The sequence below is a fragment of the Nocardia aurantia genome, from assembly GCF_009604425.1.
GTDB classification, from domain to species: Bacteria; Actinomycetota; Actinomycetes; order Mycobacteriales; family Mycobacteriaceae; genus Nocardia; species Nocardia aurantia.
Genome location: NZ_WEGI01000011.1, coordinates 327,239 through 346,030, shown reverse-complemented (window position 1 = coordinate 346,030; position 18,792 = coordinate 327,239). Strand labels below are relative to the sequence as shown.

Genomic DNA, 18,792 nt, shown 5'->3' with positions numbered 1-18,792 from the left:
GGGCCACCGGGCAAGGGTGACGCACCCTGCCCACGACGATGGAGGTTTCACCGGTGAACGCACCGCGATCACGGGCCGGCACGCAGTTCGGTCCGTATGAGCTGCGCTCACTGCTCGGCAGGGGCACAGTGGGCGAGGTCTACGAGGCCTACGACACCGAGCAGGACCGTGTCGTAGCCCTGAAATTGCTGTCCGCGGAACTCACCCATGACCTGGCCTATCGGCAGCGATTCCTGCAGGAATCCCGAAAAGCCGCGCAATTGGGACATCCGCATATCGTGCCGATCAACGGGGTCGGCGAAATGAACCACGTTCTGTACGTGGACATGCTGCTGGTTCGCCCGGGTAGCTTGCGTGCGCTGCTCCAGCGGGAAGCGCCGCTGGATCCGGTGCGGGCGGTGAACATCGTCTATCAGGTGGCGACGGCCCTGGACACCGCGCATGCCGCCGGGCTCGTGCACCGGGACGTGAAGCCGAGCAACATTCTGGTCACCGCGACCGACGACGTCTACCTCACCGACTTCGGTGTCGCCGGTACGGACGGCGAGACCGGCAACGCGCGTGGGGCCACGGCCCTGAACTCCTACCTGTACATGGCGCCGGAGGGGTTCGACGCCGGACCGGTGAGCGGGCACGCCGACACCTATGCCCTCGCGGGAATTCTGCACGAATGCCTCACCGGCACAACGCCGTTCCCGGCGCGCAGTCGCAGCGAGCTGATCCGCGCGCATCTCTCGGAGCCACCGCCGCGAGCGAGCTTGCAGCGCAGGGAGATTCCCGCCGCGGTGGACGCGGTGATCGCGCACGCCATGGAGAAGAAGCCGACCGATCGCTACGGCAGCACCGGCGAGTTCGCGGGCGCCGCCCGGGCTGCCGTGGGTCTACCCGGTCAGCCGCTGGATGTGGACGACGACGTTGTGTCACAGCAACTTTCGGAGTCCGCGGCACCGGAGGCGAATCAGCCGGCCACGTCGGAACAGTCCTCGTTGCCGGCACCGCCGCGACTCGCTCCGCTACCTGGCGCGGATTCGCCTCCCGGCGAGATCATTCCGCCACAGAAGCTGTTCAATCCGTCGACGACCTATCTGCCCTCCAGTTGGGGGCGGGCCGCGGTCGAGCAGACCTCCTTCCAGCCGTTCGGGCCGACCGGGCCGACGATTCCGGCACAATTCCGCGCGCGCGGTCAGAAGGGCAAGCGCACCGGTCAATCCGAGTCGGGACCGGGGACCGGGCGCTACCCCAGCATCGGGACGGGGCAGCCCGTCGGGCCCGGGACCGGGCAATATCCGGCCACGGGTACCGGGCCGGGCACTGCGCAGCACCCGGCCGGGACTGTCGCGGGGCAGACGTCCGCCGGGCCCGGATCGGCGGGCGGGCCGGGGACCGGGAGCTTCGCCGGCGGTGCCGCGGGCGGGTCGGACACTTCGGGGCGAAACCCCGGTACACCGGGGACGCGGAACGGGGTCGGCGGGTCGGCGGCCGCGGATCCCGGTCGGTCCCCGGACGCTGGGAACGGCGCATTTACGACGGGATCCCAGGTGGGCAGGTCCGGCACGGGGCAGTATCCGGTGACCTCCGGCGGTGAGCAGCCCGATGCGGGACGTACACCCGGCGGGTTCCCGCCGGGCACCGGTCGGCATCCCACCGCCACGGGGACCGGGCAGTTTCCCATGCCCGGCACGCCAGGGGCGGGACCGTTTCCTGCCACGCCCGGCGCGATGGGGACCGGGCGATTCCCCACGGCAGGCACGCCGGGGGCCGGACAATCTCCCGGCACGCCGGGGCAAGCGGGCAGGCCGAACACCGGACAATTTCCCGCTGCACCCGGACAGGCCGGTGGGGCGCACAGTGGACCGTCCCCCACCACACCCGGGCAGGCCGGTCGGCCGCACACTGGGCAGTTTCCGGCGGCAGCGGGGCAACCGGGTGGGCCGAACGCCGGGCAGTCCCCCACGACAGCGGGGCAACCGGGTCGGCCGAACGCCGGGCAGTCCCCCACGACAGCGGGGCAACCGGGTCGGCCGAACGCCGGGCAGTCCCCCACGACATCTGGACAGCCGGGTCGGCCGAACGCCGGGCAGTCCCCCACGACATCCAAACAATCCGGTCGGCCGAACGCCGGGCAGCCTCCCTCCACAGCCGGACAACCGGGTCGGCCGAGTACCGGGCAGTTTCCCCTCGTGCCCGGGGCAGGACAGCCGACTGGGGCCGGGCCGAAGAGCGGGCAGTTCCCGATCATCGGGCAGGGTGGTGCCGGGGGCCGGACGCCGGGTGGCCCGCGCGCGGGACAGGATCCGAAAAGGCCGGAAGAATCGCAGGATTCGGCGGCTGCCGCGAATCCCGCTGCGGGTCAACCGGACTCGCGGCCGGTCAGTGATCCGCAGTCGCGGAGTTACACCACTACCGGCACGCTGCGCATCATCCCGCCGTCCGATCCGGACGCCGAGACGAACACCGGTAATGATCTGCCGGTGATCCGGCCCACCGATCCGACCTCGGTGCGGCCCGGCGAATCGCAGTTCACTCCGCTTCCGCCGCTGCCGCAGCGCAAGGGGGGTGCGGACCCATCGGCACAGTCTCCGGGCGCCGCCAGCACCGGTGGTTTCGGCCGGGCTGCCGGTGATCAGCCGGTGAGCGATGTGCCCCGGTATGGTTCAGCCGCCGAAAGTGGTTCTAATGCAGCGGGAGTGGGTGGATCCGGATTCACCGCGCCGGGGGCGGAACCGATCGATCGCGGCGGGTATCAGCCGACCGCGGGGAACAGCGCCGCCGATCGGCCGTTCGATCTCGGGGTCGCGGCGGGCGGCGGTTACGCGGCGGGGGACGAACCGTCCGGTGCGGCCGGGTGGAGGTCTGCCGACGAATCCGCTGGTCCGTATTCGCGTGGCACGGGCGGTGATACAGGTGATCGGGGCTCGGCGCCCGGGTACGGGACCGGCGCAAGCTCGCCGCAGTATCCAGGGGAAGGCTCGAGTGGGATTCCCGGTGATCGGGGCTCGGCGCCTGCATACCGGACCGGCGCAAGCTCGCCGCAGTACCCCGGAGGAGGCTCGGGCGGTATTCCAGGTGACCGAGTTGTGGCGCCCGGATACCGCACCGGCGCGGACTCGCCGCAATTTCCCGGAGAAGGCGCGGGCGATTACCCCGGCCGCGACGCGGGCGCCTACCCCCGCAGCGGTGTCGGCGACCACTCCGGCGGTGGGACAGGCGATTACCCGGGCCGCGAGGCTGGCAGCTACCCCAGTAGGACTGGCGATCACCCCGACGACTACTCCGGCAGTAGGGCAGGTGATTACCCCGACAGCTACTCCGGCAGTAGGGCAGGCGATCACCCCGACGACTACCCCAGCAGTAGGACAGGCGGTTACTCGGGCAGCGACGCTGGCGACTACCTGAGCGGGACAGGCGATTACCCGGGCCGCGGCGCCGGCGACTATTCCGGCAGCGGCGCGGGCGATTACCCCGGCAGCGGTGATCACCCCGTGCGAGGCGCGGGTGGATATGCGCGCGGGGACGCGTATCCGGGTGCGGGCGGGGAACGTCCCGGGTATCCGCCGGCGCGGCGGCCTGGCGAGGATGATGGCGGCTACGATCCCGCGACCGCCTATGCGCCGCAGGCGAATCGGCCCGAGAATGAGCAGCCGGCGCCGGATCATTCGGCCACGGAATACATTCCGCACCCGGGGCTCGATCGTTATTCGCTCGAGGCGGACGACGGCGAGCCGCACGGGTATGGGCTGTTGTCGGGGTATGACCACGATCTCGGTTATCCCGCAGCGGATTCCGGTTACGATCCGGCCACCGAGTATGTGCCACAGTCGGGTGAATATGGTTCGTATCAGGAGGAATACGACGATTACTACGGCTACGGTGACGAGTACGGCGATTACGAGCAGCCGCGCAAGAAGCGATCGGCGGTGACGGCCGTGGTGCTGTTCGCCCTCGGGCTCGCGCTGGCGGCGGTGGTGGGTGTGGTCGCCTGGCATCTGCTGGACGTGTCGGGTTCGTCCCGGACGCCGGCCGCGGACACCGCCGCGCCGACCAGTGCCGTCGACCCCGGCACCGGCGGCCCGTCCACCTCCGGCGGTACCTCCGCCAAATCGACCACGTCGGCCTCCGGCGCGCCGGCGTCGCTGCCGTCGACCGCCACGGTCTGCTCGAACTCGTCCGGTTCGGGAGCGCAGGGCAAGTTCACGAAGGCGGCGACCGGATCCACGGCGACCACCTGTGCCTTCGCGGAGGCCGTGCGCAAGGCCTACGCGCAGGCGGCGGCCGGATCGAGTTCGCCCGCCACCATCTCCGCGACCAGTCCGGTCACCGGCCGGTCGTACACCATGAACTGCACCGCCAAGGGGGAGCTCGTCACCTGTACCGGCGGTGAGAACGCGGTGGTCTATGTCTACTGACTCGAACCCTCTCCGGCGCACCGGGTTCCGGGTGGTCCTGTTGTTCGTCGCCACGCTGGCCGCCCTGGTGTCGTGCACCGCGCAGGCGGGTGTGCCGATGCCCGCGGATCTGGGACCGACCGCGTCGCCGCAGCCCACCGGCGCGCCGCAGGCCGACACCGTCACACGGACGCTCGCCGCCGATTTCGCCGCGATGCAGGGCGACCTGCACGGATCGGTGGGGATCGCGTTGCTGCCGGTGGGTGGCCGCCAGATGACCACGCTCGGCAACTGGACCACGGGCGTGGCCTGGTCCACGATCAAGGTGCCGCTGGCGCTCGCGGCGCTGCGGCTGGATGCCACCGGTCTCGCCGACAGCGCGGCCGCGGCGATCACCGCCTCCGACAACGACGCCGCACAGGCGCTGTGGGACGCGCTCGGCGGCGGGGAGCAGGCGGCCGACGCGGTGGAGGCCGTGCTGCGGGAGACCGGGGACGGCACCACCGATATCGCCGATCGGCACAACCCGACCGCGCGCGAGTCGGTGGACGACCAGATGTCGTTCGGTGCGACGGTCTGGTCGCTGGTCGATCAGGCGCGTTTCGCCAGCAAACTGCCGTGCCTGGATCACGCCGCGCCGGTGATGACTCTGATGGGCGAGATCACCGCCAGCCAGAGCTACGGGCTGGGCGGATTTCCCGGCGCCGAGTTCAAGGGCGGCTGGGGACCCGACGACGACACCGGCAACTATCTCGTGCGGCAGTTCGGGCTGTTGCCCACTCGCGCCGGACAGGTCGCGGTATCGATTGCGGCACAGCCGGATTCGGGTAGTTTCGACGACGCGACCGCGATGCTCGACCAGGTGTCGGCGCTGCTGGCCCGCCATCAGCGGGAACTCGGCGGTGGCCGGTGCCCGGGGTGAGCCGGTCGGCCGACCAGCCGGTCCCCATTTGACCCGGGCCCGCAGACAGCACAGAATGCCTCGACTACAGGTGGAAGCGGCTTACCACCTCGAGATGTTGGAGGTGAACCGGTGCATGCACCACGCGCGCGACTGGTCGAGGCCCACCCGGTATCGCCCGGTGCGATGACGACGGACCGCGGGTCCGGCCGGTATCGCGCCGCGCGCCTGCTGGGCGCCGCCGCCTGCATTGCGCTGGCCGCGGCGTGCTCCGGCAACTCCGTGGCACCCATGGTGAGCCCGTCGTCGGAGGCGGCCGCCAAACCGGTGACCACCGGCTCGGTGGTGGCGGCGCTGCCCGGCACGCTGGCCGCCGACTTCATGAGCTTGCAGGCGAACCTGAACGGCCACGCGGGGCTGGCGATCATGCCGGTCGGCGGGGATCAGATGGTCACCCTGGGCGACTGGACCACCGGACCGGCCTGGGCGACGATGAAGGTTCCACTGGCGCTCGCGGTGCAGGCCGCCAACAGCGGCACCATCACACCCTCGATGACGACGGTCATGACCGAATCGGACAATTCGTCCGGCGACGTGCTGTGGCAGGCGCTGGGTTCGGCGGACGCGGCCGCGAAGGCGGTCACCGCCGTGCTGCGGCAGGGCGGTGACCAGAAGACCACGGTGTCCTCGTCGCGGACCCGCGCGGATCTTCCGCCGTATCTGCAGACCGGCTGGGCGTTGACCGATCAGCTGCGGTTCGTGTCCCATATCCCGTGCCTGCCCAATGCGGATGCCATGCTCGCGCTGATGATCAAGGTCGCGTGGAATCAGCAGTGGGGCCTGGCGAAGCTGGACAACACCCAGTTCAAGAGCGGCTGGGGCACGGACACCAACGGCAACTATCTGATCAGGCAGTTCGGCATCATCACCACGTCGTCCGGTCAGGTCGCGGTCGCGATTGCGGCACAGGCGAATTCGGGCACGCTCGACGCCGGCACCCAGATCGTGACGAAGGTGTCGGATCTGGTGTCGAAGCATCTCGACGAGCAGGTCGGCGGAACCTGCGCGAAGGGGCGCTGACTCGGCGCGTCACATACCTGCTCGCGCGGCGCGCCGGGGACACCCGGGGGCGAGGCTGCGCGGTTCGCCGCGGCCCGGCAAGATAGGCGGTATGCGCATCGGAGTCTTGACCGGCGGTGGCGACTGCCCCGGACTGAATGCCGTCATCCGCGCGATCGTTCGCACCGCGAACGGTCGATACGGTGATGCGGTCGTCGGCTTCCAGGACGGCTGGCGCGGTCTTCTCGAGGACCGCAAGATCAACATCCACAACGACGACCGCACCGACAGACTCCTGACCAAGGGCGGCACCATGCTCGGCACCGCCCGGACCAACCCGGACGTACTGCGCGCGGGCCTGGGCCGGATCAAGCGGACCCTCGACGACAACGGCGTGGAGGCGCTCATCCCGATCGGCGGCGAGGGCACCCTGACCGCCGCCAGCTGGCTCGCCGACGAGGGCGTCCCGGTGGTCGGCGTCCCGAAGACCATCGACAACGACATCGATTGCACCGACACCACTTTCGGGCACGACACCGCTGTCACCATCGCCACCGACGCGATCGATCGGCTGCACACCACCGCCGAATCGCATCAGCGCGTGATGCTGGTCGAGGTGATGGGCCGGCACGCCGGGTGGATCGCGATGAACTCCGGCATCGCCGCCGGCGCGCATCTCACGCTGCTGCCCGAGGTGCCGTTCGATGTGGACGATGTCTGCACGATGATCAAACGCCGCTTCCAGCGCGGGGATTCGCATTTCATCTGTGTGGTCGCCGAGGGCGCGAAGCCGGTGGAGGGCTCGTTCCACCTCCGCGAGGGCGGTATCGACGAGTTCGGGCACGAACGGTTCACCGGCGTCGCGCACCAGCTGGGCGTGGAGATCGAACGGCGGATCGGCAAGGAGGTCCGCACGACGGTGCTCGGGCACGTGCAGCGCGGCGGCACGCCGACCTCGTTCGACCGGGTGCTCGCGACCCGGTTCGGTGTGCACGCCGCGGAGGCGGTGCACCACGGCCGGTTCGGGCAGATGGTGTCGCTGCGCGGCACCTCGATCGATCTGGTGCCGCTGTCGGAGGCCACCAAGCAGCTGAAGCTGGTCCCGGAGAACCGCTACGAGGAGGCCGCCGCCTTCTTCGGCTGATCCACGGCTGTCGGGTCATTCACGATCGGCGGCTCACCCGCGGCCATCGGCTCACCTGCCGCCATCGGCTCACCCGCGACCGCCGGCCGACCCGCGACCGCCGGCTGATCCACGGCGCGGGCGCGGCGGGTGCGGTAGCGGACGAGCGCCCACAGCAGCAACGCCTCCGCGAGGGCCGTGAACACCGTGAGAAACTGGCTGAAGTAGCTGGCCAGCACGTTCACCACGGTCAGCGACACCACGTCGGACCAGATGCCGAGGCGCACACCGAGTTCCACCCGGCCGCGCAACCAGGCGACCGCCGCGGCGCCGAATCCGGCCACGACCACCACCTGGCCGACGGCGGCGATGCCCAGGCCGGTCAGCGCCTTCCAGCCGCGGCCGGAGGTGATGTCGAGCATCCGGTCCAATTCGTTCCAGGCTGGATGCCATCCGGCGATGACCACGGCGCCGAGCACCAGCCGCAGCAGCGACCACACCGCGTGCGCGATCATCACCGTGATCAGGCCGGTGCGCAGCGCCGGCAGCGGCAGCAGGGCCGCTTCCAGCCGGCGGCCCAGCGCGGCCAGGCGATGGCCGACCGGCGGTTCGGTATCGCAGGGCACCTCGTCCAGATAGGTGGTGAGGGCCGTGACCAGCACGCGCTGCTGCGGTCCGCACCGGACCGGATCGATCCGGGCCAGTTCGGCGCGCAGCAGATCGCGTCGCGCGGTGCTGATCTCGTCGCCGATCGACTGGCCGATCTCGGTGATCACCGCGGCCAGCGCAAGTTCCGGGGTCTCCCCGCGCCGCCGGGCCGTGTACCGGGCGACGGCGACCACCAGCAGGAAGGCGAGGTAGATGATCGGCGCGGCGAGCGGGAAGAAGTAGTTGTTGTTGGCGGTGATGAACTTGCCCACCTCATCGATGAACAGGCCCAGCCCGACCCCGGCCAGCAGCGCGGCCCAGATCATCGCGGTCCGGCCGGAGGACAGCAGCAGCAACAGGCAGGAGATCACCAGCAGCAGGCCGCCGAACAGCGCATGCGCGATGTGGTAGGTGGCGCCGCCGATCTTCGGATAGCCCGAGGCCATCAGGTAGAGCCGGGTGATCACCACGGTGATCCCGAAGGCCACCGCCATCAACGTGACCCAGCGGCCGGCCTCGGGGCGCCACTGCACCTTGGTCGTCTGTGAACCGAACACGGTTCACGATGGCACACCCGCGCCGAATGTGGGCGCGATGGCGCACATTCGCCGTGGTGAGCGGTATCAGACTGCGGCGGAGCGGAATTCGGCGGCGTGATCGGCGGCCCATTGCGCGAAGGTGCGAGCGGGTCTGCCGGTCACCGATTCCGAGGTCGGGCCGACCGGCACCGGGCCGTCGCCGCCGGCGGCCCACATGTCGAGGACCGGGCGGAACAGGAACTGTGCCGCCTGCTCGTAGCTGATCCGCTCGATGCGCAGCGGCCGGCCGGTGGCCTCGGCCAGCAGTTCCACCATCCGCCGGATCGACAGCGACTCCGGGCCGGTCAAAGGGTAGATCTTGCCGGCGTGGCCCGGCTCGGTCAGGCTGGTGACCGCGGCGTCGGCGAGATCGGCCTCGTGGATGGGATTCTGCTGTGCCTCCGGGAAGGGCAGCCGCACGACGTCGTCCGCGCCGGACAGCCACATGCGCGCGTTGCCGGCGAAGGCGCCCGGCCGCAGGATGGTCAGGGGCAGACCGGCCTCCTGCCACGGTCGCTCGACCGCCAGGTGCCGATCACCGATGGGATTGCCCGGGGTCTCCGCGGCCACCGAGGAGAGCAGCGTGATGTGCTGCACGCCTGCGGCTTTCGCGGCGGCGATGAGGGCGTCGATGCCGTCGTGGGCGGCGTACAGGAAGGCGCGTTCGATGCCGTCGAACGCGGCGGTGGCGGAATCCGGATCGGCGGGGTCGAGCCCGAGCACCGGCACGCCGCCGGGCAGGGTGGCGGCGTCGGGCCGGGAACTGGTGGCGCGCACCGATTCTCCGGCCGCGAGCAGGGACGCGATGACGGCGCGGCCGACCTGGCCGCGGGCGCCGGTGACGAGGTAGGTCACTGGACTTCTCCTTCTTCGATCGTCGATGGGCCGAACCGAGTGATCATGCGCTGCAACTGTTCCGCGTAGCGCTGCTCGAATTCGGGTGTGCGCGCATCGGTTCCGAACAATTCGCGCACGGTGCCGGGCAGCAGCAGCGGAGCCATGACCATGGCCTCCACCGCCAGCCGGACCGAGGCCGGGTCCAGCTCGGCGGCGATCTCACCGCGCTGTTGCCGTTGTTCGGTGGCGGCCAGATCGTCGGGGGCGGCCGGATCGGGCTCCGGGGCCTCGTCGGACAGGCCGCGCCACATCAGCATTCGCGCGCCGCGCGGGTCGGCGAGCGCGTGTCGCAGGTACCGCACGGCCAGCTCGCCGAGCGGCAGGTCCGGATCGGCGAATTCCGATTCCCGTTGCAGCCAGCGCTGTTGCAACGCACGGTACAGGCCGGCCTTTCCGCCGAAGTAGTAGGTGATGAGCTGTTTGTTCACCCCGGCCCGGGTCGCGATGTCGCCGACCCGGGCGCCCGCGTAACCGCGTGCGGAGAATTCGTCGAAGGCGGCGTCGAGCAGACAGCGCTTGGTGCGCTCGGCATCGCGGATACGGGCGTCGGATTCGGGGGTCCGATGGGCGGGCACGGGGCCAGCCTAGCAAGTAATTTTACAAACGGATAATAAATTTAGACGGATGGATGACAACCGAGGCGAGCGGCGAAAATGCCGACGGATCAGTGCGTTTCGCGTGGGATCAGAACAGGTGTGTGAGGCTGTGCCGGGGCGTCACCGGCTGGTCGTGCTCGTGATCGCCGGAGCCGGGCAGGATGACGAGAACCACGATGCCCACCAGAACCAGCAGGACGGCCAGCCCCAACAGGATCCACGCCAGCGGCCGCGCCGAGCGCGCCGGAACGGGTTGCGGCCCGGCCGGATTCGGCGGAAAACCGACCTGCTGCGGGTAGGGGCCCGGTGGCGGGAAGGCCGGGGCGGGATCGGCCGCGCGCCCGCGCGGCGACGCCGGACCGACCGGCAGCGGGACGGAACCGGCCGGCGGTGGCACCGTTGCTGCCAGGAGCACGGGGCCCGCCGGGGCCGGTGGATAGGACCGGCGGACCGTCAGGTCCGCCGAGCCGCTCGAATCATCCTGGGGCGCAGGGGCTTCGGGCTCGATCGGTTCCGGGATGACCACCGGGACCGGGGCGCCGAACGGGGCCGGATTCACCACGATCGGCTGCGGTATCGGCGTGGGTGCGGTGAGCGCGTGCCGGGCGGCCGCCGCGAATTCCGCGCAGCTGCCGTAGCGGTCGCCCGGGCGCTTGGCCAGGCCGCGGGCGAGGACCGGATCCATCGCGGGCGACAGGCCCGCCCGGCGCATACTCGCCGGCGGCACCGCCAGTTGCAGGTGCCCGTGGATCACCTCGGAGGGATCGGGCGAATCGAACGGGCCGGTCGCGGTCAGCAGCCAGTACAGCGCGCACGCGAGGGCGTACTGATCGGAGCGGTTGTCCAGGGCCTGCCCCGTCATCTGCTCCGGTGACGCGTAGGCGAGGGTCGCTGTGAACATGCCCGCCTGGGTCAGGTGCGTGGAATCCTCACGCAGCCGGGCGATTCCGAAATCGGTGAGGAAGACCCGCTCGCCTTTACCGGCGCCGGAGCGGGCCAGCATGATGTTGGCGGGCTTGACGTCCCGATGCAGCACGCCCCGACCGTGCGCGTAATCCAGTGCGGCGGCGACACCTTCGATGATCTGCACCGCCCGCTCGAGCGGCAGGGTGTGCGGGTGCACGCTGGCCGCGTCGACGCCGTCGACGTACTGCATGCACATCCACAGCTGATCGGCCTCGGCGCCGCGGTCGTACACGGCGACGATGTTCGGGTGGTCCAGCTGCGCGGCGAGATCCGCCTCGCGCTCGAACCGCGCGCGAATCTCCGCGTCCGCGAACAACTCCGGATTGAGCAGCTTCAACGCCGTGAGCCTCGGCAGGCGTGGATGCCGGGCCAGATACACCGAGCCCATCCCGCCCTGCCCGAGCAGTCGCTCGATGGTGAACCCGGCGAAGACGTCACCGCTACGCAACAACCTACGGTCCCCCTTCCGGTGACGTCCAAGCTCGAAATCCTAGCCGATCCCGCCCCCGGGACCGTAGCCGGTCAGGCGAAGCGGAGGATCGACAACAGTCCGGCGATCAGGCAGTACACCGCGAACGGCATCAGGGTCCGGGTCTTGAAGAACCGCTCCAGGAATCGGACCGCGAACCACGCGGCGAGGCCGGCCACGATCGCACCCACGATCGACTGCCCGATGATGTCGTGGCCCTGCGGGCCCGCCAGCGTCGGCAGCTTCAGCACACCGGCGGCGAGGATCACCGGGGTCGCGAGCAGGAAGGCGAATTTGGCCGTGTCCTCGTGGTCCAGTCCGCGCAGCAGGCCGCCGACCATAGTCAGACCGGACCGGCTGAAACCGGCCAGCAGCGCACCGGATTGGGCGAAGCCGATACCCAGCGCGTCCTTCCAGGTCAGATGCGCGAGGCGTTCGCCGGACTCGGACCGGATCTCCTCCTCGACGCTGACCCCGCGGGCCTGCGCCGCCTCCCGCGCCTCGTCCTCTGCGAACTTGCGGCCGTATTCGGCGAGGCTGGGCGCGTTGCGGCGGCGCAGGCCCTCACCGACGATCAGCACGACGCCGTTGAGCATCAGGAAGATGCTCGCGAAGATCGGTTTGGCGAACATCGTCCGCAGCGGATGTTCCAGCAGCAGACCGAGAATGCCGACCGGGATGGTGGCGAGGATGATCAGCCACGCCAGCCGCTCGGTCGAGGTCTCGATGGAACGGTGCCGCAGCGTGGCGAAGAACGCGACGATGATGTCGCGCCAATCCCGCCAGTAGTAGATGAGCAGCGCGATCGCCGTGGCGACGTGCAGGGCCACCACGAACGCGAGATACGGTGTGCCATGGTCGGAATCGCCCTCGGTGACCAGCTCCTGCCAGGAGCCGCCGATCCAGGCGGGCACCAGAACCGAGTGACCGAGGCTCGAGATGGGGAACAATTCGGTGACGCCTTGCAGGGCACCGATCACGATGGCTTGGATGTAGGTGAGCATCGGTGACGAGTCTCCCACGCGCGAATTCGGAACATCCGCTCACCCGGCCGACGCCGACGGGTGGCGGCGTCGCCGACAGCGCCTGTGGTATACCGGTTCACCCAGGTCAGAGCCGAGAACGGGAGAAGGGTGGCATGGAGAAACCCACCGACCGGGTCGAGTTCGAATGCATGCTACTCGGCCGCTACGCCCTCAACCAGCGGTATCGGCGCGACGGGACGCCGATCCTGGACCGCAGCGCCTACCTGTTGCTGAGCCGGCTGGAGCTGGAGGGGCCGATGTCGATCGGGCAACTCAGCGACGCGTTCCATCTCGATGCCTCGACGCTGAACCGGCAGACCGCGGCGCTGTTGCGCGGTGGTCTGGTCGAGCGGATCGCCGATCCCGACGGTGGCGTGGCACGCAAGTTCCGGATCAGCGCCGCCGGGGAGAGGCGGCTCGACGACGAGCGCACCACCAATATCGGGGCGCTCACCGATCTGATGGACGACTGGGCGCCGGCGGATGTCACGGCCTTCGCGGATTATCTGCAGCGGCTCAACAGCCGGATCGAGGATCGCGCGGGGCAACCCTGGCCGCGGCCCGGGGTGCCGGTCGATCAGCCGGGTGTCACCAGTCCGGATTCGTAGGCCAGCACCACCGCTTGGGCCCGGTCGCGCAGATTCAGCTTCGAGAAGACCTTGGAGACATGGGTTTTCACCGTCTGCTCGGCGACGAACAGGGCCGCGGCGATCTCCGCGTTGGACATGCCGGTGGCGACCAGCTCCAGCACCTCGCGTTCCCGGGGGGTCAGCGCGTTCAGCGCGGGCGCGGCGACGGGGCGGGCCCGGCGGCGGGTCACGTCGTCGATGAGGCGGCGGGTGACCGTCGGCGCCAGCAGGGCCTGGCCGTCGGCCACCACCCGGACGGCTCGGACCAGTTCCTCCGCCGGCGCGTCCTTCAGCAGGAATCCGCTGGCTCCGGCGCGCAGGGCCTCGTACACGTAGTCGTCGATGTCGAAGGTGGTGAGCATCAGCACCCGGACGGGCGGATCGAATCCGGCGGCGAGGATGGTGCGGGCGGCTTCCAGGCCGTTCATCTCGGGCATGCGGACGTCCATCAGGACCACATCGGGACGGAGCCGTCGGGCCTCGGCGACCGCGACCACACCGTTGGGTGCGTCGCCGACGACGCTGATATCGGATTGCGCGGCGAGCAGCGCCCCGAAGCCCTGCCGCACCATCGCCTGATCGTCGGCTATCAACACGGTGATCGGCACGCACTACCTCGCTGGAACGGGGACGCAGGGACTCTCAGTGTGGCACGGGGGTCGAGGGCCGCCGCCGCGCGGACCATCCGGACGAAACGGGTGACGCCGGGCCGGTAGTGCCGATAGCCGCGCCGGTCGGCGGGTGGGCCGAACTCTGCAGGGACAGGTCGTGATCGTGGTGGACGATCAGGAGGCAGGTGCGCCCCGGCAATGCGCACCAGGCCGGGGTGGGTCGGAGCCACTCCGTGCGGCCGCACTCATCTGCCGGGCGGCTGAACCGAACTCATGCCGGATCACCCCGTTCTTCCAGCGGACGAACTGCCGACGGCACGGACGGACCAGCAGTCCCCGTGACCGAGGCGGGTCGACTCGTCCGGTATCGAGCCGATGGCCCATCCGAGTCGATCATCGGTTCGGCAACGCTGTGATCGGACGGCGGCAGGATCGGTGGCCGTGGCCGGGTCGGCTTTCGCGGGCTGTCATGCGAGGACGGCCGTGGGTGTCATCGGGCCGGTTGCCGGGAGGGTGAAAGCGGCCGACAGCGGCAGGGTGGCTCGGACCTCGAAGCCGCCGTCGGGGCGCGGGGCGGCGTGGAAGGTGCCGCCGAAGGCGGCCGCGCGGGCCTGCATGCCGGCGATGCCGGTGCCGGGGGCGCCGATCGTGGCGGGGACCGTGCCGGGCTCGTTCGCCACCGTGAGTTGCACGATGCCGGCGCGTACTGCCAGGCCCACGTGGACGGCGGTGCCGGGGGCGTGCCGCGACGCGTTCGACAGCGATTCCTGCGCGATGCGATACAGGGCGAGGCCGACGGTGTCCGGGACCTCCGACAGGGGGCCGTCGACCGTCCAGTCGATGGTTACGCCGGCCCGGCGGGCGCCGGCGAGCAGGTCGAGCAGGTCGACGGCCGTGGGTTGCGGGGCGTGGTCGGCGAGCTGGCCGTCGCTGCGCAGCAGGCCGAGCATGCCGCGGATCTCGTTCAGCGCGGAGCGGGCGGAGGCGCCGATGGATTCGAATTCGGCCACGGCGGCCGGGGACAGCTCGCCCACTCGGTAGGGGGCGGTCTGGGCCTGGACCACGACCATCGACATGTGGTGGGCGACGACATCGTGCAGGTCGCGGGCGATGCGGGCCTTCTCCTCCAGGATCGCGCGGCGCGCCCGCTCCAGCTCGTTCTCCTCCTCGCGCTCGACCAACGCCCGGCGGGACAGCACCAGCCAGCGGACCAGTAGGCCGAACGCGACCAGGCCGGTCATGGCCAGTGGCCACGCCAGGCCGGCGGAGCCGAGGCCGTCCTGGCGGGCCATCGCGGTGCCGAACAGCACCGCGGAGGCGCCCCAGCCGATCAGCACCAGGCGGATGTCGGCGCGCACCGCCGTGCAGAACAGCAGCGCGAACAGGGCCAGGATGTGCACTACCTGGAACGGCAGGTGCTGATCCGGCTGGTTCGGGATGATCAGCGCGATCCCGGCCGCCGACGCGGCGGAGATGGCCCAGCCGAGGCCGGGGTTGACCCGGATCAGCGCGAACGGGAACGCCGCGAGGCCGGCGATGAACGGCTGGGCCGCCGCGGGCACCTGGTGGGTGAGGTGCAGCGTCGGCCAGGCGACCGCGAAGAAGATGCCGGTGACCAGCGCGGTCATGCCGTCGAGCAGCCATCTGCGCCGATTGTGGTCGCGCACGGTGGCGACCGCCTGCCGCCCGAGGTGCGCCCTGCGGGTCCTGTCACGACTTGCCATTCCTCGAGAGTACGAATCGCGAGGCGAGCCGTCTTCATACCCACGGGCCAAATCACACCCCTACCCCGGTATGAGATCGGGCTCTTCGGTCCCTCCTGTCGGCGAGCGGCGAATCCGTCGCGAGCGGGAGGTGGGATTCGGGATCCGATTCCTAGCGTCGGCTGCCATGAGCGACACCACTCGACGGCGCGTCCGCTGCGTGCTCGGCTCCGCCGCCGTCCTGACGATGCTGACCACGACCGCCGTTGCGGCGCCGGTAGGGGCGGCCACGGTTCCGTCCGGCGGCGCGGCCGTGCCCGAGAACCCGTCCGCCCGAGTGGCGGTGCTGAATCTGACCGGCGCACAGCCGGATTCGGCGACACTGCCGGACGACTTCGCCGTGAGCGCCGGATATGTGCCGGGGATCCGGGACGGGCTGCTGGTCGATCCGAGCGGCGACTGCTCCTCGCCGGTCCCGCTGCCCGCCGATTTCACCGTGGCCTGCCAGGCCCACGACCTCGGCTACGACCTGTTGCGATACGCCTACGACCACGGCGAACCGCTCGGGCCGTGGGCCCGGCAGGCCGTCGACGCCGGCTTCGGACGGCATCTGCACACGATCTGCGCGGGCCGCGCCGATACGGTGAGCCGGCTCGGGTGCGATCTCGTGGCCACGACCGCCGACACGGCGGTCGACCTGAACTCGCGGCGGCAGAATTACGCGACTCCGCTGCCGGAGAACCTGTTCGGGCATCAGCTGTCCGGAAACTCCTCGGGGACAGAGCTTCTGCGGTTGATGGGGCTCGCCTTCGCGCTGGGTGCGCTGGCGGGTGGGCTCACCCTCGCCGGGCGCAGAATTGCCGGTCGTCTGCGGAGGAAGGGTGAGAGGGGCGGACGGCTGCCGCTCCCTTCACAGACCGGTCCTTTTCCCCTCGGGGCGTTCCGGACCGGGACACGGTCGGCCGGCGCGCGGCGGCTGTCCGCGCCCGGGGCCGCCGGGCGCTGGTCGGCGGCCCCCGGATCCGATGCCGTCCGGCTCCGCGCCGACCGGGCGGATACCGTGGACCTCGATATTTCTCGTTCGGGGACAATCGAATTGGATGTTCGCCAGCCGAGCGCCGACGGCTCGATCACCTTCCGGCCGGTCACCGGCCTGCTCGGCACAGCCGTGAACCCGAACGAGCGGGAGAACTCCGGACGGCAGGCCGCCGAGTCGGGAGGCGGCGGATCCGTCCCGGCACGGGCGAGCGTCGGAATCTCGGATTCCGCTCGGCCACAGGCGAGTCGGCCGAACGCCAGCCAACCGACCGCCGCTCGGTCGAGTGTCGTCGCATCCGTCGCGGCCGAACCGGATGCCACCGGACGCGAGGCCGGCCCGCGCACGCTGGTGGCTGCTCGGCTCAACGACCCCGCCGCCGCAACCGGCACAGTTGCAACGGCAGCGGTCGAGGACGAGAGCGGCCCGCACGCGCTGGGGGCCGCTCGGTTCGACCACCGCGCCACCGGATCCGGCACAGGCGGGCCGGTAGCCGTCGGGGACCAAGCCGGCCCGCGCACGCCGGGGGCCGCTCGGCTGCACGACCCCGCCGCCGAAACCGGCACAGCCGCAACGGCAGCGGTCGGGGACGAGGGCGGCCCGCACGCGGTGGGGGCCGCGTGGTTCGACTATCGCGCCGCCGAAACCGGCACAGGCAGGACGGTAGCGGACGAGGACGAGGCTGGACCGCGCGCATTGCGGGCCGCGAGGTTCCGCGCCGGGTCGTTCGGCTCTGCGGCCGCCGGGCCCGACGTGGCGTGGTGAGGTAGACATGTTCTCGGGCAGAGACTTTCGAGTGTCCCGACGAATCCCCCTGCGGTATCCGCGGATCGGGACCTCGGCGGCGGTGGCGGTCGGGGTGGTCGTGTCGTTGGCGCCGGGGTTGTTGCCCCGCACGTCGACCGCGCAGGGGTTGTTGACGGGGCTGCTGGTGGCCGTGTCGCTCGCGTTCGCGGGTGGTGTGCGAAAAGTGTTGTCGCGGTATATGTCCGGGGGTGGCGTATCGGACCGGTGGCGGGGTCCGGCGGTCGCGGTCGGGGTCGTCGCCGTCGGCGCGGCCGTGGCGCACGCTCAGCATTGGCAGAACGCGCTGCGTGCGGCGATGGGGCTGCCCGATATCGATGGCTGGTACTGGCCTCGGTGTCTGAGCGGGGCCGCGCTCGACGTGGGGCTGCTGGCCGGGATCGGGCTGGGGGTTCGGTGGGTGTGGCGGCGGCTCGGGCCCGCTCGGGGGGTCGGGCTCGTGGTGGTGGCGGTGCTGGCCGCGCAGTTCGTTCTCCTGCCGACGGTGGCGCAGTGGCGGCAGTCGGCCTATGCGGCGGCCAACGCGGCGATGGATCCGGCTGTGGTGCAGCCGGTTTCCTCGGCTCGGTCGGGTAGTGCGGTGTCGGCGGTCAGCTGGCCGTCGCTGGGTGCGGAGGGCAGGAAGTTCGTGGCGGGAGCGCCGAACCGGTCCGTGCGGGTGTATGTCGGTCTCGAGTCCGCCGCGGACCTGAATGCGCGAGTGGAGCTGGCGATTCGGGAACTCGAGCGTTCGGGCGGACTGACCCGCGGCAACCTGGTCGTGGTGGTGCCCACCGGATCCGGGTGGATCGATGCGCGCGCGGCGGCGGGGTTGGACGAGCGGTTCGCCGGCGATGTCGCGCTGGTCGGCTTGCAGTATTCGGAGGCGCCCAGCTGGGCGACGTTCGTGTTCGGCCGGAAGGCCGCCGAGACCTCGGCGCGGGCGCTGTTCGCGGCCGTCGAGCGGCGATTGGACGAGTTGCCGGTCCGGCCGAAACTCTATGTCTACGGGCAGAGTCTGGGGGCGGCGGCGGGTAGCGCGGTCTTCGGCGGGAACGCTGAGCAGGTGCGCCGGATCTGTGCCGCGGTGTGGGCCGGGCCGCCGGCCAACCGAGTACACCGCGCGAGCGCGACGGTACTGGCCAACTCCTCCGACCCTGTAGTGCGCTGGTCACCCCGATTGCTGTGGCATGCACCGGACCTCGCCGGGACTCGGCTCGATGCGCCGCTGCCCCAATGGCTTCCGGTGATCAGTTTCGTGCAGACGTCGGTGGACCTGCTCGGTGCGCTGGGGCCGACCCCGGGCCACGGCCACCGGTACGGCACCGATCAGGGGACCGCGATGGGGAGTTGCTGACGGAGTACAAGTCGAGCGCCCGCACA

General features: G+C 70.7%; 14 protein-coding genes. 7 read left to right on the top strand and 7 right to left on the bottom strand.

Going from position 1 to position 18,792, the window contains the following annotated elements:
- Positions 1-53 precede the first annotated feature (53 nt).
- From NRB56_RS25940 to NRB56_RS25925, 4 genes are all read left to right on the top strand, one after another.
- The gene (locus NRB56_RS25940) at positions 54-4,406 is read left to right on the top strand and encodes a protein kinase domain-containing protein (protein ID WP_194290991.1); all 4,353 of its coding nucleotides are present in this window, start codon (positions 54-56) and stop codon (positions 4,404-4,406) included.
- Positions 4,396-5,307, top strand: coding sequence for a hypothetical protein (locus NRB56_RS25935; RefSeq protein WP_153346558.1), 912 nt, complete (start codon positions 4,396-4,398; stop codon positions 5,305-5,307). The genes NRB56_RS25940 and NRB56_RS25935 overlap by 11 nt, the downstream gene beginning before the upstream one ends.
- Before the next feature lie 111 nt (positions 5,308-5,418).
- Positions 5,419-6,366, top strand: coding sequence for a serine hydrolase (locus NRB56_RS25930; RefSeq protein ID WP_153346556.1), 948 nt, complete (start codon positions 5,419-5,421; stop codon positions 6,364-6,366).
- Positions 6,367-6,457: 91 nt separating this feature from the next.
- Entirely contained in the window at positions 6,458-7,489 is a 1,032-nt protein-coding gene (locus tag NRB56_RS25925; RefSeq protein WP_153346554.1) for an ATP-dependent 6-phosphofructokinase, read from the top strand.
- On the opposite strand, the gene NRB56_RS25920 is transcribed toward NRB56_RS25925, so the two are convergent.
- The 5 genes from NRB56_RS25920 to NRB56_RS25900 all read right to left on the bottom strand — a co-directional run bounded on the left by NRB56_RS25920 (position 7,459) and on the right by NRB56_RS25900 (position 12,626).
- Entirely contained in the window at positions 7,459-8,673 is a 1,215-nt protein-coding gene (locus NRB56_RS25920; protein ID WP_153346552.1) for a hypothetical protein, read from the bottom strand. The two genes, NRB56_RS25925 and NRB56_RS25920, sit on opposite strands and share 31 nt — an antisense overlap.
- 66 nt (positions 8,674-8,739) lie before the next feature.
- On the bottom strand, positions 8,740-9,549 hold the full coding sequence (locus tag NRB56_RS25915) for an NAD(P)H-binding protein (RefSeq protein ID WP_153346550.1): 810 nt from the start codon (positions 9,547-9,549) through the stop codon (positions 8,740-8,742).
- Positions 9,546-10,166, bottom strand: coding sequence for a TetR/AcrR family transcriptional regulator (locus NRB56_RS25910; RefSeq protein WP_319943533.1), 621 nt, complete (start codon positions 10,164-10,166; stop codon positions 9,546-9,548). Before NRB56_RS25910 ends, NRB56_RS25915 begins: the two co-directional genes overlap by 4 nt.
- 109 nt (positions 10,167-10,275) lie before the next feature.
- On the bottom strand, positions 10,276-11,601 hold the full coding sequence (locus tag NRB56_RS25905; RefSeq protein WP_227838336.1) for a serine/threonine-protein kinase: 1,326 nt from the start codon (positions 11,599-11,601) through the stop codon (positions 10,276-10,278).
- A gap of 74 nt (positions 11,602-11,675) precedes the next feature.
- On the bottom strand, positions 11,676-12,626 hold the full coding sequence (locus tag NRB56_RS25900) for an undecaprenyl-diphosphate phosphatase (protein WP_153346546.1): 951 nt from the start codon (positions 12,624-12,626) through the stop codon (positions 11,676-11,678).
- Between the two features lie 134 nt (positions 12,627-12,760).
- Here NRB56_RS25900 and NRB56_RS25895 point away from each other — a divergent pair, with 134 nt between their 5' ends.
- Complete coding sequence (locus tag NRB56_RS25895) at positions 12,761-13,255, top strand: MarR family winged helix-turn-helix transcriptional regulator (RefSeq protein ID WP_153346544.1); 495 nt, start codon at positions 12,761-12,763, stop codon at positions 13,253-13,255.
- On the opposite strand, the gene NRB56_RS25890 is transcribed toward NRB56_RS25895, so the two are convergent.
- Both NRB56_RS25890 and NRB56_RS25885 read right to left on the bottom strand, forming a co-directional pair.
- Complete coding sequence (locus tag NRB56_RS25890) at positions 13,225-13,884, bottom strand: response regulator transcription factor (RefSeq protein ID WP_319943532.1); 660 nt, start codon at positions 13,882-13,884, stop codon at positions 13,225-13,227. The two genes, NRB56_RS25895 and NRB56_RS25890, sit on opposite strands and share 31 nt — an antisense overlap.
- A gap of 470 nt (positions 13,885-14,354) precedes the next feature.
- Positions 14,355-15,611, bottom strand: coding sequence for a sensor histidine kinase (locus tag NRB56_RS25885; RefSeq protein WP_406603530.1), 1,257 nt, complete (start codon positions 15,609-15,611; stop codon positions 14,355-14,357).
- A gap of 166 nt (positions 15,612-15,777) precedes the next feature.
- Here NRB56_RS25885 and NRB56_RS25880 point away from each other — a divergent pair, with 166 nt between their 5' ends.
- A complete protein-coding gene (locus NRB56_RS25880; RefSeq protein WP_153346542.1) occupies positions 15,778-17,391 on the top strand; it encodes a hypothetical protein in 1,614 nt (537 codons plus the stop codon).
- A gap of 31 nt (positions 17,392-17,422) precedes the next feature.
- Positions 17,423-18,766: an alpha/beta-hydrolase family protein gene (locus tag NRB56_RS25875; RefSeq protein ID WP_319943531.1), complete on the top strand. Its 1,344-nt coding sequence runs from the start codon at positions 17,423-17,425 to the stop codon at positions 18,764-18,766.
- Positions 18,767-18,792 lie beyond the last annotated feature (26 nt).

Bases quoted from the DNA above. Each gene is read 5' to 3' on its own strand.
- NRB56_RS25935 (WP_153346558.1), top strand. From the start codon at position 4,396: ATGTCTACTGACTCGAACCCTCTCCGGCGCACCGGGTTCCGGGTGGTC.
- NRB56_RS25925 (WP_153346554.1), top strand. From the start codon at position 6,458: ATGCGCATCGGAGTCTTGACCGGCGGTGGCGACTGCCCCGGACTGAAT.
- NRB56_RS25900 (WP_153346546.1), bottom strand. From the start codon at position 12,626: ATGCTCACCTACATCCAAGCCATCGTGATCGGTGCCCTGCAAGGCGTC.
- NRB56_RS25895 (WP_153346544.1), top strand. From the start codon at position 12,761: ATGGAGAAACCCACCGACCGGGTCGAGTTCGAATGCATGCTACTCGGC.
- NRB56_RS25885 (WP_406603530.1), bottom strand. From the start codon at position 15,611: ATGGCAAGTCGTGACAGGACCCGCAGGGCGCACCTCGGGCGGCAGGCG.
- NRB56_RS25880 (WP_153346542.1), top strand. From the start codon at position 15,778: ATGAGCGACACCACTCGACGGCGCGTCCGCTGCGTGCTCGGCTCCGCC.